This is a genomic window from Bradyrhizobium sediminis (assembly GCF_018736085.1).
Classification (GTDB): domain Bacteria; phylum Pseudomonadota; class Alphaproteobacteria; order Rhizobiales; family Xanthobacteraceae; genus Bradyrhizobium; species Bradyrhizobium sediminis.
The window spans coordinates 2403389-2418347 of record NZ_CP076134.1 but is presented as its reverse complement, the minus strand read 5'-3'; the positions used below and the strand labels follow the sequence as shown (position 1 = coordinate 2418347).

14 protein-coding genes are annotated in these 14959 nt (G+C 64.3%); 7 read left to right on the top strand and 7 right to left on the bottom strand.

Going from position 1 to position 14959, the window contains the following annotated elements; genetic code table 11:
- Nucleotides 1–20: 20 nt before the first annotated feature.
- The 5 genes from KMZ29_RS11565 (at nt 21) to KMZ29_RS11545 (ending at nt 5560) form a co-directional block, all read left to right on the top strand.
- A complete protein-coding gene (locus KMZ29_RS11565; protein ID WP_249779900.1) occupies nt 21–2180 on the top strand; it encodes an adenylate/guanylate cyclase domain-containing protein in 2160 nt (719 codons plus the stop codon).
- A 121-nt stretch (nt 2181–2301) separates the two neighbouring features.
- Complete coding sequence (locus KMZ29_RS11560) at nt 2302–3081, top strand: NAD kinase (RefSeq protein WP_215623786.1); 780 nt, start codon at nt 2302–2304, stop codon at nt 3079–3081.
- A 116-nt stretch (nt 3082–3197) separates the two neighbouring features.
- Nucleotides 3198–3743: a response regulator gene (locus tag KMZ29_RS11555; protein ID WP_215606152.1), complete on the top strand. Its 546-nt coding sequence runs from the start codon at nt 3198–3200 to the stop codon at nt 3741–3743.
- A 23-nt stretch (nt 3744–3766) separates the two neighbouring features.
- Nucleotides 3767–4342 (top strand): Hpt domain-containing protein, encoded by a 576-nt coding sequence (locus KMZ29_RS11550; RefSeq protein ID WP_215623785.1) that lies wholly within the window; start codon nt 3767–3769, stop codon nt 4340–4342.
- 177 nt (nt 4343–4519) lie between these two features.
- Entirely contained in the window at nt 4520–5560 is a 1041-nt protein-coding gene (locus KMZ29_RS11545) for an IS110 family RNA-guided transposase (RefSeq protein WP_215621526.1), read from the top strand.
- Between the two features lie 469 nt (nt 5561–6029).
- Here KMZ29_RS11545 and KMZ29_RS11540 read toward each other — a convergent pair whose 3' ends face one another.
- From KMZ29_RS11540 to folE, 4 genes are all read right to left on the bottom strand, one after another.
- Nucleotides 6030–7205, bottom strand: coding sequence for a DUF2336 domain-containing protein (locus KMZ29_RS11540; RefSeq protein ID WP_215623784.1), 1176 nt, complete (start codon nt 7203–7205; stop codon nt 6030–6032).
- 217 nt (nt 7206–7422) lie between these two features.
- Complete coding sequence (locus KMZ29_RS11535; protein WP_215623783.1) at nt 7423–8490, bottom strand: transglycosylase SLT domain-containing protein; 1068 nt, start codon at nt 8488–8490, stop codon at nt 7423–7425.
- A 288-nt stretch (nt 8491–8778) separates the two neighbouring features.
- Nucleotides 8779–9228 (bottom strand): phosphoribosyl-AMP cyclohydrolase, encoded by a 450-nt coding sequence (hisI, locus tag KMZ29_RS11530; RefSeq protein ID WP_215623782.1) that lies wholly within the window; start codon nt 9226–9228, stop codon nt 8779–8781.
- A 10-nt stretch (nt 9229–9238) separates the two neighbouring features.
- Entirely contained in the window at nt 9239–9961 is a 723-nt protein-coding gene (folE, locus tag KMZ29_RS11525) for a GTP cyclohydrolase I FolE (protein WP_215623781.1), read from the bottom strand.
- Between the two features lie 236 nt (nt 9962–10197).
- Between folE and KMZ29_RS11520 the strand changes: the two genes are divergently transcribed.
- The gene (locus tag KMZ29_RS11520; RefSeq protein ID WP_215623780.1) at nt 10198–10653 is read left to right on the top strand and encodes an iron-sulfur cluster assembly scaffold protein; all 456 of its coding nucleotides are present in this window, start codon (nt 10198–10200) and stop codon (nt 10651–10653) included.
- A gap of 142 nt (nt 10654–10795) precedes the next feature.
- Here KMZ29_RS11520 and KMZ29_RS11515 read toward each other — a convergent pair whose 3' ends face one another.
- Nucleotides 10796–11713 (bottom strand): COG3904 family protein, encoded by a 918-nt coding sequence (locus KMZ29_RS11515; RefSeq protein WP_215623779.1) that lies wholly within the window; start codon nt 11711–11713, stop codon nt 10796–10798.
- 253 nt (nt 11714–11966) lie between these two features.
- On the opposite strand from KMZ29_RS11515, the gene yidD reads away from it, so the two are divergent.
- Nucleotides 11967–12299, top strand: coding sequence for a membrane protein insertion efficiency factor YidD (gene yidD / locus KMZ29_RS11510; protein WP_215623778.1), 333 nt, complete (start codon nt 11967–11969; stop codon nt 12297–12299).
- 18 nt (nt 12300–12317) lie between these two features.
- Here the strand turns inward: yidD and KMZ29_RS11505 are convergent, their stop codons facing one another.
- Together KMZ29_RS11505 and KMZ29_RS11500 are read right to left on the bottom strand one after the other, a co-directional pair.
- A complete protein-coding gene (locus KMZ29_RS11505; RefSeq protein WP_215623777.1) occupies nt 12318–13538 on the bottom strand; it encodes a hypothetical protein in 1221 nt (406 codons plus the stop codon).
- A gap of 2 nt (nt 13539–13540) precedes the next feature.
- Complete coding sequence (locus tag KMZ29_RS11500) at nt 13541–14908, bottom strand: APC family permease (RefSeq protein ID WP_215624236.1); 1368 nt, start codon at nt 14906–14908, stop codon at nt 13541–13543.
- Nucleotides 14909–14959 lie beyond the last annotated feature (51 nt).

Below are 14959 nucleotides of genomic sequence, written 5' to 3'. Positions count from 1 at the left end.
GCTTTGCCGGGCCTCAGCCTTTGAATATCGGGCGCACGACGCGGGACGGCATCGCAGTCGCTGCCATCGTATTGATTTGCGCCGGGGCGGCCGTGTCGCCCGTGTTCAACATGGTCCACGGCCTGTCGATCGACATTCTCACGGCGCTGCGCTGGGAGATGTTCGGCAGCCGGCAGGCGCCGGCCGCCTCGCCCGCGGTCGTGGTGGCGATCGACGAGGAAACCTACCAGACCCCGCCGTTCAACAGCTCGCCGCTCCTCACCTGGACCGGCGAGATCGGCCGCGTGCTCAGTGCGATGGTGGAAGGCGGCGCCAGGGTCGTCGGCTTCGACATGGTGTTTCAGAGGTCGATCGAACAGTCGGAAATCCCGTTCGGCGAAGGCGCGTTCGGCGAAAAGGTCCGCGGTTTCGATCGCGATTTCCTGCGCGCGCTCGCGGCGGGATCCTCGACCGGCAAGGTGGTGCTGGGTGAAGTGCTGCGCGGCGACCAACCGATCCGGCCGTCGCCGGGACAGCGCATTGCGGTTCGCCAGCAGCAGAATATCCGCCCGCTCAACGTCTACACCGACATCGACGATGTCGTCCGCCGGGTGCCGCTGACATTTTCCGTTGACGGCAAACCAGTGCCCTCGATGGCGCTCGAACTGGCCTCGCGCGCGCTCGGCGCCAAACCGGAATTGACGGCGGACGGAGCGGTCGCGCTGGCCGGCTACCGGATTCCGGGCGCGGTACCCAATACCATGACGCTCAATTTCGAGGGCGGCGCGGATCGTATCCCGACCTTTTCGTTCGCCGATCTGAGTTCCTGCGCCAGGAAGAACGACAAGGAGTTCTTTCGGCGTCAGTTCGAGGGCAAGGTCGTCATCGTCGGCACGGTTCTGGAATTGGAAGATCGCCGGCTGACGTCGAAGCGGTTCACCACCGGGATCGAGGGCGCGCGGGCGCCGCGCTGCGCGGTTGCGGAGCAGCCGGTCAGCGGACGCTTCGAGCGCCGTGAGATCGCCGGCATCTATATTCATGCCACCGCCGTCAACAACCTGATCGCCAAAGACGCGGCCGTCGAGCTCGGCCGGCTGCCGATCGCGCTGATCGCGGCCTTCGCTGCGGCGTTTGCGGCGGTCGTTGCGCGAATGCTCAAGCCGGCCGGCGCCGTTCTGGCCTGGCTCGGAGCCATCGCCGTTTACGCGACCGCAGCCACGGCAGCATTCAACCACGCGCTGGTGCTGCCGCTCAGCGAGCCATTCATTGCCGGGGTCGGCGCATTGGCCGCGATGGTCGGTTATCGCTTCATGATTGCCGACAAGGACCGCCGATTGCTGCGGAAAAGCTTCGCGCTGTACCTCGCCCCCGACGTGATCGACCGGATGCTCGCATCGAACAAGCTGCCGGTGCTGGGCGGAGAAACCCGCAACGTGACGGTGCTCTTTACCGACCTCGAGGGTTTCTCGCTGATCGCGGAAAGGATGTCGCCTGACGCCCTGATGGCGCTGATGAACGAATATCTGTCTGAAATGACCGACATCATCGAAAGCCATGGCGGCTATGTCGACAAGTATATCGGCGATTCCGTCGTGGCGGTGTTCGGCGCGCCGGCCGACGATCCCGACCATGCCGGCAATGCCGCCCGCGCCGCGCTCGGTTGCTGCGCGCGTCTCGAAGAACTCAATCGCAGCGCGACGGCGTTTCAGGGCCGCAAGATCGTCCAGCGCATCGGAATCAACACCGGCGACGCTCTGGTCGGCAATTTCGGATCGCGGCGGCGTTTCAATTATTCCGTGATGAGCGATGCCGTGAACCTCGCCTCGCGGCTGGAGGGCGCCAACAAGTTCTACGGCACCACCGTGATCGCCTCCGAAACCACGGTCGCGATGACCGGCGGAACGTTTGCCTGGCGCGAACTCGACACCATCCGCGTCAAGGGCCGCACCAACCAGCTCACGATCTACGAATTGCTGGCGCAGGCGGCGGAGCTGACGCCTGCGCAGGCTGCGGTCGCGGCGGATTACGCCCAAGGCCTCGCGCACTGGCGCGCCGGCGAATTCGATTCCGCCGCGGAATGGTTCGCCCGCTCGGCCGAAGCCGACCGGCCGTCTGCCATATTTCTCGAGCGGGCGAGAAGCTTTGCGGGCCAGGCGCCGGCCGGCGAATGGGACCCGATCCGAACGCTGCAGGAAAAATAGCAGGGATCATGCACGTGCGCCGCAAAAGGACGCTTCGCTCGTCTCGACAATTCCGGCCAACGTCGTATAGACGACCCTGCGCCCCCTGCTCCCACCGGCGCCGAGATGAGCCAGCCGTCCCATGAACAGCCCCAAGCGATATGACCGGATCGCCTTCGTCGCGAGCGCTGGCGTGGAGGCGCAAGCGGCGCTGGCGCAGCTGGTTGAGCTGTACGGCAATCACGATCCTGAGGAAGCCGACATCGTGGTGGCGCTCGGCGGCGACGGATTGATGCTGCAGACGCTGCACCGGCACATGCGTTCGGGCAAGCCGATCTACGGCATGCATCGCGGCACCGTCGGCTTTCTGATGAACGAGTTCAGCACCAACGACCTGCATGCGCGTCTCGCCGCGGCACGCGAGAACCTGATTCATCCGCTGTTGATGCGCGCCACCGACGTGCATGGAGTGGTGCATCTGCATCACGCCATCAACGAAGTCTCCCTGTTTCGCCAGACTCATCAGGCGGCGCGCCTGCGAATCCTGATCGACGAACGCGAGCGCATGCCGGAACTGATCGCCGACGGTGTCATGGTGGCGACGCCGGCCGGATCCACCGCCTACAATCTCTCGGCACAGGGGCCGATCCTGCCGATCAACGCCCCGCTTTTGGCGCTGACCCCGATCAGCCCGTTCCGGCCGCGGCGCTGGCGCGGCGCGCTGCTGCCCAACACCGCCTATGTCGTCATCGAGGTGCTCGAGGGCGACAAGCGCCCGGTGGCGGCGGTGGCCGACCACGACGAGGCGCGCGACGTCCGCCGGGTCGAGGTGCGGTCCGACAAGACCATCTCGATGCGGATGCTGTTCGACCCCGGCCACAGCCTGGAAGAGCGCATTCTGAGCGAGCAGTTCAACTATTGAGCTCCTGCCCCGGAGCGACGCCGCGCCGGGATCGCAACCATTCGTTAACCGGCCCCGCGATATGGTTAACGCCGGGTATATACCGTTTCCGGCAGGTATCTCCTCAGGGCCACGCCATGTTTCGCATCGATTTCAACAAGCTGCGATTTCTCGTTTGCGACGACAATCCGCATATGCGGCGCATCCTGCGGACGCTGCTGCATTCGTTCGGCGCGCGCGAGGTCTACGAGTCCGAGGACGGCGCCACCGCGCTCGAGATGTACAGCCACTATGTCCCCGACATCGTCATCACCGACTGGTCGATGCCGATCTTCGACGGTCTCGAACTCGCCCAGATGATCCGGCAACCGGAATCGAAGGGTAATCCTTACGCCCCCATCATCATGCTGACCGGTCATTCCGAGAAGCGGCGCGTCACCGTGGCGCGCGACGCCGGCGTGACCGAATTTCTCGCCAAGCCGATCTCGGCCAAGGGGCTTTATCAGCGCATCCTGAACGTCGTCGCCAATCCGCGGCCGTTCATCAAGACCAAGACCTATTTCGGCCCCGACCGCCGCCGCAATACCAACACCGCCTATATCGGTCCCGAGCGCCGCATCGGCGGCGAGGTCGAAGTGATGCAGCAGCCCTCGCTGCTCGACAAGGCCCGGTCCACCGTTTAGCGCATCGCGCCAAGGAACCCATCATGGCCAAAGGCAAATCCGACGTGCAGGTCGCAACCTTCGCCGACCATCACGTCATCACCCAGCCCAACCCCTTGCGCAAGGTGTTGCGGCGAGTCGCCGAAAAGGATCTCGACGATCCCGTCGCGCGCGCCGAAAAGGCGCTTGCCGGGCTGTCCGGCGAATTCAAGAACTGGATGGCGATCGAGGCCGACCGCCTGTCGGCCGCTCACGCCGTCATCTTGAGGAACGGCTTTACCAATGAGACGCGCGACGAACTGTTTCGCGCCGCCCATGACATCAAGGGCGACGCCGCCACTTTCGGATTTCCGTCTGCCAGCGCCGCCGCCGAAAGCCTGTGCCGGATCATCGAGCACGCGCCCGATCTCGACCAAGTGCCGTCCAACCTGATCGCGCATCACATCAACGCCATCCAGGCCATCGTGCGCGAACGCACCAAGCTCGACACCGCCGCCATGGCGAGCGAGCTGAGCAAGCAACTCCGCGGCATCGCGGATGTATTTCTCACCCATGCCAATCGCAATCGGCCCGAGCATCTCGAAGCCATCCTCGCCCCGAGCATCGCTCCGGCGGAGTGAGTGTTGTCGTCCCTGCGCACGCACGCAGGGACCCATACGCCGCGGCTTGTCCGTGGAGCGATGGAGTAGATACCTTCTTCAACAATGAGCGCTGGTGGTTGATGGGGTGGACGGCCCCCTACGGCATCAGTTGTGCCAGAATGAGGTTGTTGCAAATCTCAGACAAAGGAGCCGTCCGTGGAACAGATTATCCGAATTGGCATGGATACGTCGAAGCATATTTTCCAGCTGCATGGGGTTGATGCGACCGAACGGCCGGTGTTGCGCAGGCGGCTCGGCCGGGCGCAAATGGTGGCATTTTTTACCAAGCAGCCGCCGACCGTGATCGGGATCGAGGCCTGCGGTGCGGCGCATTATTGGGCGCGCGAGCTTGGCAAGCTCGGCCACGAGGTGAAGCTGATCGCGCCGCAACACGTGAAGCCTTACGTCAGGCGGAACAAGAACGACGGGCGAGATGCCGAGGGGCTGTGTGAAGCGATGGGCCGACCGACGATGCGGTTTGTGCCAGTGAAGACGGCCGAGCAGCAGGCAGCTTTGATGCTGGCAGGTCTCCGCGAGCAGATGGTCGCCCGTCGCACCCAGCTCAGCAATATGATCCGGGGCTATGCGGCAGAGTTCGGCCTTGCGGTGGCCAAGGGCCTCGACAAGATCGAACCGCTTTTAGCTGGCATCGCGCAAGATGACAGCGTGCCGGCGCTGGCGCGCGAGTCGTTTGCGGTCCAGGGCCGCGAGTACGCGCAGTTGCAGGGAGAGTTGAAGGCAATCGAAGCCAGGCTGAGGGCCTGGCACCGCGGCAATGCCGATAGCCGGCGCTTGGCGAAGATTCCAGGAGTCGGGCCGATCGGCGCCACGGCGCTGGTGATGAAGACGCCTGATCCGCGTGCCTTCTCCTCGGGCCGGCATTTTGCGGCCTGGCTCGGACTGACCCCGAAAGACCACTCCACTGCCGGCAAAACCCGGCTCGGCAAGATCACCCGTGCCGGCGATGAGAGGTTGCGCAGCGTGCTGGTGGCAGGAGCGACCGCCGTGATTCAGCAGGCGAAGTACGGCCGTGGCCATCCATCGCCCTGGCTGATCGCTTTGCTCAAGCGCAAGCCGCCAAAACTCGCGGCGGTGGCGCTCGCCAACAAGATTGCCCGCATCGCCTGGAAACTGATGGTTACGGGGGATAATTACGACGGCGCGCGGATGTCTGAGGCATCGGCGTCAGCCGCCTAAGAGATCAGCCGGTAAGTTCGTCTTATCGGCTGAGCCGGAGCTGCAAGAGGAGCAGATGGTAGGATCGATCGATCCGAGGTGCGAGACAATCCGTGGGACCCATTGGCCCAAGACAGGTCGTGTGGTTGTTTGGAACTCGCGTCGCGGAAGCCATCTTGGCCAGCGGTCCAAGCGACCGCACCAACAGGCCGGACATATGGATGCAAGCGATCCGATCAGACCTCAAAAAACTCTTGTGGCACGGGGGCCGTCCACATATGGGTCCCTGCGTGCGCACTATTGCATGCACACATCTTTTGGTCGGCTCGCCGCATCCGAGAAAAGTGCGAGTCTTTTCAATGATCCCCGCGCAACCCAGCCCGAGATCGGTCCAAAACAGGGGGGTATCTAAGTCCCTGTTCTAGATTCGGTTTTCGAGATGTGTGCATGCAATAGTGCGTGCGCAGGGACGACATCGAGTGTGATGCGGCTACGCCGCGATCAGCTCGTGATGCACAGGCGCAATCGCCTCGTCCGCGACCAGTTCGTCGCAGAACAGGCGGGCTTCTTCCCGTGCCGACTCCGTGGCAAAGCGGCGCAGCAGGATCAACAGCGGTTCGGCGGCCAATGGATCGGTCTCGCAATGGGTCAGCACGCGCTCGACCATGCGCCGCCGCAGCCTTGCAGCGCCGCCGACGGTATCGACAAATCCGGTTTCCTGACAGACTTCCAGCGCCACCCGGAACGCTGCGAATGTGGATGGCGGCAGCCCGGCGCGGACCAGCAGCGCTTGCAGGCTGGCGCCGCCGCGGTCGTGCAGCAGCGCGGAAACGCGCGCCTGCGGCAGCCCGGACAATTCCGAAAGCGCTGAATCGAACAGGTCGACATTGCCCGACAACAGCGCGCGCAGGATCAACCCGGCGGTCAGTTGGCCGGTGGCGCGCAAGTGCTGCACCAGGCCGCGCATGTCGTCGCCGCGCGAGCGCGCCGCGATATTGACGGTGGATCGATCGCGCGCCTCGCTGGCGATCCGCCCCGCCCGGTCGGCGGAGAGCCAGTTGCGGGCGACGACGAACTGCGCCAGCGTATCCGACAGCTTGGCGACCAGAGCGACCCTCGTTGCCGCCGGCAAGTCCTCCAGCACCAGCATCGATTCCCGAATCGCGGCGAGATGGCCGTGACGTTCGACGATACGATCCCAGGAAAACGGCGCCAGTTCCGCATAGGGATTCTCGATCAGCTCGAGCGCGGCCGCGGCGGAGCCCACTTCGGCGATCGCGGCGCAGACCGAGGCCGGCAGATTGATGCGGCGCGCGATCGCGCATTGCATTTCGCCATTACCGGTCGCGATGATGTCGACGAGATCGGCGTCGATCAGAAGCGGTGAATGTTCGAGCACCGGAAGTGCGACCGACGGCTGGTCGAGCGAGAGCGCCTGCACGATGGCGGCGGGCGCTTCCGAGCTGCGCGCAAAGACCTCGGCCATGGCCTGGCGCACCAGCGGGGATGGATCGTCGAGCAACATCAGCAGCGCGCCTTCGGCGGCGGCGCGATCGTCCTCGGACAAATCCGAAATCAGCCAGGCCCGCGCCAACGACCGCGTTGCCTCTGCCCGCTCGCCTGCCGGAGCGGTACGTATCCAACCAATAAACTGCCGAACGATCATGACCCTGCCGGCCTACGCAACCCGAAACGACACCGTGACGCGATGCCACTACAAGGAAAAATAAACCATGACGCTTAACAAAGGGTTCACCATAAATGGCTGGTTTTATTGACGTTTTGTTAAGGGTGCGCGGCCGGATATCCGCGGCCTCTGGTTCTCCCGGCGATGCGAAGCATCGTCCGGAGACGGCGCTAATGCGCATCCGTACCGTGACGATTTAGCTGCTGAACGTGCCGGCGCGATCGCTAAAGAGATCAAGCGGCCGCGGCGCGCGGATCTCGGGCTTCTGCGCCAGCGTCGCGCTCGCCACCGAAGTTGCTGAAGCAACCGAAGTTGCTGAGGCAACCGAAGTCAGCGACGAGGAGTTGCCCCACAATTCCTGAACTGCCGGCGAGACCGGCAGCGAACGCTCACCGGCCTGAAACAGCGAACGGAAAATCGGTTCGGTCTGCGGCAGCGATGCGGTCTGCAGCGCCGGCTGCGGCGCGGTTGCCGCCGGCGTCACCGCGCGCGAGTCCGGAAAGCTCGAGAGATAGGCGGCGTTGTCGATCGACGTTGTGGCGGGGGTTGCGGCGGCGAGCGTGACCCGCCTCGGCGTCTCACCGCCGGCCGCGGCCATCGCGGTGCGCGTCGCCGGGGAATTGGCGGCGCTGGCGTAGCGCGAGTTCAGCACCGAATAGACTTCGGAGACGCTGCGCGCGCGCCCTGCCCGGTCGTAGAAGATCGGCCGGTTGGCGGCGGCGGCATTGGGAAACAGCCGTGCCGCAGACGCGTTCGGATTGTCCTCGGCGTTCGAGATCAGCTTGGCGGCGCCGCCGACGCCCATGAAATGCGCCATATAGAGTTCGCCGTCGGTCGGGCGGCGGCCGATCTTTCCGGTGAGCTTGAAGCTGTTGGACTGGGTCAGCACGCCCGCCATTGCGGAGGCCGCCGTGGGATCGTCGCGCAGCTTCATGATCGCGGTCCGCGCGGCGGGGTCGCTGACATAATAGCTGCCCGAGGGCGAGCGGGAGATGGCGTCGGCATATTTGCCGTAGCCGAGCTGGCTGCCGGCTTCCTTCACGGTGCCGAGCCAGGTCTGGTCGATGAATTGATAGAGCCCGCGCGCCGACGAGGTCGAGGCGGCGGCCTTCGGATTGAAGTTGGATTCCATCTTCGCGGTGGCGAGCATGTATTCGAAGCTGGTGCCGGTGGTATCGGCGGCCTGCCTGATCGTGCCGGCGATCCGCGCGCGCGAAGGATCGATGCCTGCCGTTGCCGTGGCGATTGAAGCGTCGACCGACATCTGTAGGTGCCCCGCTCCTGGCGAAACGACCGCTGGGCCTGTCGAGCGCCCAAATGGCGCTCATGCCGCTGTCACACTGGGGCGATTATGGTTAACGGCGGGTTAAGAAGTTCCGGTCTGCCCGCTTCGTCATTCCGGGACACGCGTTTTCGCGTGGACCCGGAATCTGGAGATTGCTGAACGAGATTCCCCGATGTGCAATAGCACATCTGAGGTTCGCGCGGAGCCCGTCATCGGGCCGCGCTTTGCGCGGACCCGTTGGCGCGCCCCGGAATGACAGTGCTCACGTCACTTCCGGTAAACCGCCTTCGGATCGAACTGTTTGTCCGCATCCACGAACGACAGCCGCGCCCCGCCCGCGTCTCCGTCGACCTTGCGATAGAAGCAGGAGCACCGTCCGGTGTGACAGGCCGCGCCGGTCTGCTCGACCCGGATCCAGACCGCGTCCTGGTCGCAGTCGGTGCGCATCTCGAGCACCCGCTGGGTATGACCTGAAGTCTCACCTTTTCGCCATAAGGCATTGCGCGAGCGGCTGAAGTACCAGGCTTCCCCGGTATCTATAGTCCTGCGCAAGGCTTCGTCGTTCATATGCGCGACCATCAGCACCTCGCCGGTCGCAGCATCAGTCGCGACACAGGTGACAAGTCCCGACGCGTCGAATTTGGGCTGGAATGCCAGCCCCTCTTCGCGGTCATTGATATCTGCAGATGTGGACACGGGCAGTCCTCGCGAACTCATAAAGCGAGGGTCAGCGCTGTGCCCCTCGCACCATGGACAGGAAACGCGCCTGTTCCGCCGGATTGTCGCGGAACATGCCGGTATAGCGGCTGGTGAAGGTCATCGCGCCATGCTTGGCGACGCCGCGCACCGACATGCAGGTATGCTCCGCCTCGATCACCACTGCAACGCCGCGCGGCTTCAAGACTTCGTCGATCGCGGCTGCGATCTGGGCGGTCAGATGCTCCTGGGTCTGCAGGCGGCGCGCGAAGATGTCGGTGAGTCGGGCCAGCTTCGACAATCCCACCACCCGCTCGACCGGCGTATAGGCGATATGCGCCTTGCCGTAGAACGGCATCATGTGATGTTCGCACTGCGAGGTGAATTCAATGTCGCGGATCAGCACGAAGTCGTCATAGCCCGCGGTCTCGCCGAAGGTGCGGTCGAGCACCTCGGCCGGACACTGGTGGTAGCCCTGATAGAGCTCGTCGAAGGCCTCGACCACGCGGCGCGGCGTATCGATCAGGCCCTCGCGGTCGGGATTTTCGCCGATATAGCCGAGCAGGGTCTGCACCGCCGCCTCCGCCTCGGCGCGCGACGGGCGCGGCTGGTCGGCGCGGACCGCCGCAGCCAGAAACTCGGATGGGTCGAGTTCGGCCGGACGGGCCTCGGCAAGCTTCGTATCCGCGAGTTTCGGGTCGGGCTTGATGTCGGAAGGCTTGCCCGGGCGGAGGGATTTGATCAATGCGTCCATGTCAGCTCCGTTCGACCGGTCCTTGGGTGAGACCGGAGTGTCACCGGCAGACGGGGCGGGCTTGCCGCCGGACGCCTGAATCTCACAATTCTAACACCCCTGCGCCGAATTGGCTTCTATTTCGGTCCCGCCTGGGGAAACGGCCGGACTGTATTTCCGCCGTTTCCAGCCATATATAGGACCACGGTCCGCTGCCGCCAAGGGCGGCCGGCCGGGAAGCCCGAGGCGCCGATTCTATGCTGAACGACATCTACAACAAGCGCATCATTGAACTGGCCGGCAATATACCCCGGCTCGGACGCCTCCCCGACCCCGACGCCAGCGCCACGGCGCATTCCAAGCTGTGCGGCTCCACCGTCAAGATCGACCTCAAGATGGAAGGCCCTGTCGTCACCGACTTCGCCCATGACGTGAAGGCCTGTGCGCTTGGGCAGGCCTCTTCATCCATCATGGCAAGTCACGTCGTCGGCTCAACCGCCAATGAATTGCGCGAGTTACGCGAGACCGTTCGCAGGATGCTGAAGGAAAACGGCAGGCCGCCGGAGGGCAAGTGGGCCGATATCGCGCTGCTCGAGCCGGTGCGCGACTACAAGGCGCGGCACGCCTCGACGATGCTGACCTTCGATGCCGTGGTCGATGCGATCGGCCAGATCGAGTCGAAGGCGAAACAGCCGGCCGCGGCGCAGGGCTGAATTCGCTTCGTCATTCCGGGATGCGCCGCAGGCGCAGACCTCAGATGTGCAATTGCACATCGGGGAATCTCGCTGCTATCATTTCTGGATTCCGGGTTCGCGCTTTGCGCGCCCCGGAATGACGGTTGTTCTGGATTTGCCGCTACTTCTGAACCGGAACCGTCGCCGCGACGCCGCCGGTCGGCACCATGGCCTCCGCGGTCTTGGTCGACTTCGCCGGTTGCGGATGGGCTTCCTCGTCGATCGCGCTGCTCACGAAACGATCCTGCACAGGTTTTGCCGTCACCTCGGCCATCGGCACGGCGGAGCCATCCATCTGAGGCAGCACCGCGGCGACCGCATCCGTGGTGACGAGGTTGGTCAGCCGCAATTCTGCCCGCGACAGCTCGTGCAGGTCTTCCCACGGCGGCACGCTCAGCGACAGCGACAACAGATCGCCCGTACCGCCCATGTCGAAGGTGTATTTGGCGAGACGTCCGATATCGCGTTCCACGATCATCAGATCCTGCGCGCTGTAGCTCGCGGCCCTGGCGTCGTCGGCGCGGTCGCCCATCCAGATCTGATGCACCCTGACATGCGCTGCTTCCGGCACATAACGCGCCTTGCCGGATAGCAGCAGGAACACGCACATCGACTCGCAATAGGCTTCGGGCGCAACGCTCGCGCGCTCGCCCTGTGCGCTGCGGTTCTGGATGCTGGTGCCGACCGTCGTCAGCATGCCGAGGCTGCGCCAGCGCCGCCCAAGCGCGATGGAATCATTGACCGAGCCGCCGCTGGAATCCAGCACGATGGTGGCGCCGCCGAGTTGCCGTCCGAGCGCGAAGTCGTCGAAATCCTTGGGGCTGTCGGCAGTCACGATGCCGACGGCGCTGACCCAGCCCCGGCAATCCGGCTGGCAGGCGACCCAGTTGAACTTCATCGGCAGCTTGCGTTCTTCGAGGGTGACGCCGGCATGTGCCCGGCCGCCATCACCGGCCATCATGGCAGGCAATATGATGCAAAGTGCGGCGGCGCAGATGAGCGCCCAGCCGCCGGATCGAAGCGACTTCACGAGCCTCAATTTGGTTCCTTCCCCAAGCCCCTTGCCGGACGGTGGTAACGGCCCCAGTTCAACGCCGGGCGTGCCTGTCACGCCAGCGTCATGAAAAAGGTAACCTCACGTCACGGAAGCGTCTATTAACTTTTGCTGCACCGCCACCGAACAGGTGCGGTATTTTGACGTATGTGACTCAATTGCATATCCGGAGATATGCGGTGCGGGTTCCATGCAAGGGAACCGAGCAAACCATCGCTCAACGATGAGCCAATCGCCCATGAAGCATTCAGCGGATTGTTCGGCCTGCGCCGGAACGGTTCAGCGCCTGCCGCGCAATCTCGGCCGCGCGCTGATCTGGATCTACCGGCACACGCTGTCGCCGCTGGTCGGTTACAACTGCCGCCATCTGCCGACCTGTTCGGTCTACGCCGACGAGGCGATCGAACGCTTCGGACTATGGGGCGGAGGCTGGATGACGCTGGCGCGGCTGTTGCGCTGCCAGCCCTGGGGCACTTCGGGGATCGACAACGTGCCGCAGACCACGCCGCCCGGCGCGCGATGGTACCTGCCGTGGCGGTTCGGCCGCTGGCGCGGCGTCAACGCGCCGTAGGGGTCTGCCGGGGCGGCGCTAGCGCGAGAACCAGCGGAAACCGCGCGGCGGCTCGCCGACGTCCCGCGGCGGACGCGGCACCCGCCTGGCGCGTGGCGCCGGCCGCGGCGGTTCCGTCGATGACGTCGACTCGACCGGAGCCGAACCGTCCGACGGCACTTTCACCGACAGCAGCAGGTTCGATTCATGGGTGCGCCAGCGATAACCGATGCCGAAATCCATCGGCTGCGCCCGCCGGAACAATTCGGCATAGGACTGCTGGTGCCTTCCCGGAAATTCGCCGATCGGACCGAGATAGCGGCCGAACGGGAAGAACCGCCATTTCTTCGGATCGTAATACGCCAGCGGCACGCCGGAATCGTCCTGGATGATGGTGGCGCTGTTGGCGAGGATGAATTCGCGGACGGTGGTGAAGTTGCCGGAGTGCAAGAGATACGACGCGCTCTTGATCAGGCTGTTGCCGGGCGCGAGCGTGGCGCAGAATTTCAGAAAGCCGCTCGCCTTGACGCCGCTGTTCGAAAGATCGGTCGAGAAATAATACAGCGTCTTTTCCGCGCCGTCGCTGCCGGCGAAGATGATCCGGACGCCCCGCGTCGCATTCGGGCCCGGATTCTCGTTGGCGAAATACGCCGCTCCCTTGTCGTCGAGCGCGATCGGACTGACGTCGCGAATGGTCTTTCCCGAGCGCGCCAGGAAGACGTAGAGGATCGGCAAGGTGCCGCTGAGCTGCCCGGCATGCAGATCGGTCTTCATCTGCTTGGTGATGAAGAAGCTGAAACTCAGGATCGAACCCAGCGACCGCTCGACGCTGTAGAGCGCAGCGCCGATCCCGCCATGCGGCAATCGCGTGAGATCGGGCACCGAGCCGACCGGCTCCAGCGCGCTCAGCACATAGGTCGAGGCCTTCGAATAGAACGCGTTTGCGTAAAGGAAGTCCGGACCGCTGAACATGTAGAACATGGTCGGCCGTGGCGCCGCCAGATTGGTTTCGGCCCAGCTGTGTATCTTCGAAAGCTGGCGCTGCTCGAGCTGTCCGAACGCGGTATCGAAGAATTTGGCGTGCCGCTGCCACGAAGGGTCCTTGGTCAGCGGCATCAGCGGCGAACCGGCCGACGGCGGCATGCCGGCGAGGAAACGCGCGGTGTCATCGGCGGTCGCGGTATCGGCAGCATACAGCGGCATCGACGCCGCGAAAAACATGGCTGCAGCGGCAGCGGCGATTTTCAGGGATTGAAACATGTCTATTCGCGGCCCGGGGATGCGGGGGCCCGATCGGCCCGCTTGCGGAAAACGGCATAGATCAACAGGCCGGAGATCATGATCAAAGTACCCAGGAACGACTGCAACGGGCGCTCGGTCGCAAGATAGTACATCATGAAACCGGTCACGAGCAGGAAAACCACAGGCGTAACCGGGTATCCCCAGGCCCGATAGGGCCGCGGCAAATCGGGCCGCGTGATGCGCAGCTTGATGACGCCGAGCACGGTGAAGAACGAGCAGAACAGCAGGCTGAACTGGATGAAGTCGAGCACCTTCTCGAAGCTGCGGGTGAACAGCATCAGGCTCGCCACCGCGAGCTGGAACAGAATGGCGTAAGCCGGCGCGCCGCTGCTCGACTTGCGGGAGAATATCCGCAACGCCGGAATGTCCTCGCCCATGGTCATCATCACGCGCGGGCCGATCCACATCATCGCGCTGATCGAAGATATCAGCCCGATGCAGATCATCGCGCCGACGATGCGGCCGCCGATCTCACCGAAGATATAGCTGCCGGAGATGCGGGCGACATCGAGTTGCCCGGCCAGTTTGTCGATCGGCGCGCTGTGCAGGAACACCGCGTTGAGAGCGACATACAGCACCAGCACGATCAGCGTCCCCGCCAGCATCGCGCGCGGCAGGTTCTGCTCCGGGGCGCGCATCTCGCCGATGATGTAGGTCGCGGCGTTCCACCCCGAAAACGAATACATCACGAACACCAGACCGATCGCGAACGGCGCGCTGGTGACATGGCCGAGGTCGGAGACCGAGGGCGTAAACGTGACCGGTTGCGGGGTGGCGATGACAAATCCCGCCAGCAGGAAGGCAACGATGAGCACCACTTTCAGGATGGTCGCGATCAGCTGAAAGGTGCTGGAGTGCTTGACTCCGCCGAGTTGCACCAGCGACACCAGCCAGACCACGCCGATGGCGAGCGCCAGCGGCGGCGCATCGGGGAGCACTGACTTGCCGTATTCGCCGAAGGCCATCGCGGCGAGCGCCACCGGTGCGGCGAAACCGACCGTCGCCGACACCCAGCCGGCGAGAAATCCGAATGCCGGGTGAAACGCCCGGGTCAGGAAGTTGTATTCACCGCTGGAGCGCGGAAACATCGCGCCGAGTTCGCTGTAGGAAAACACCCCGCACAGCGCGACGATGCCGCCGATCGCCCACAGCAGCAGGATCGAAAAGCCCGACGGGATGTCCTTGACCTGGAAGCCGAGGCTGGTGAACACGCCGACGCCAACCATGTCGGCCACCACAATCGCGGTGGCCACAAGGACCGATACGGTCGAACCGCTGCCGGGGAGCCGGCCAGGCCATGCCGCGCTTCCCGTCTCTGATGCCGCCATGTCGGTCCACGCCTCGGGCGCCGCGTCTTTGCTTGTATTCATCGTGCAGGC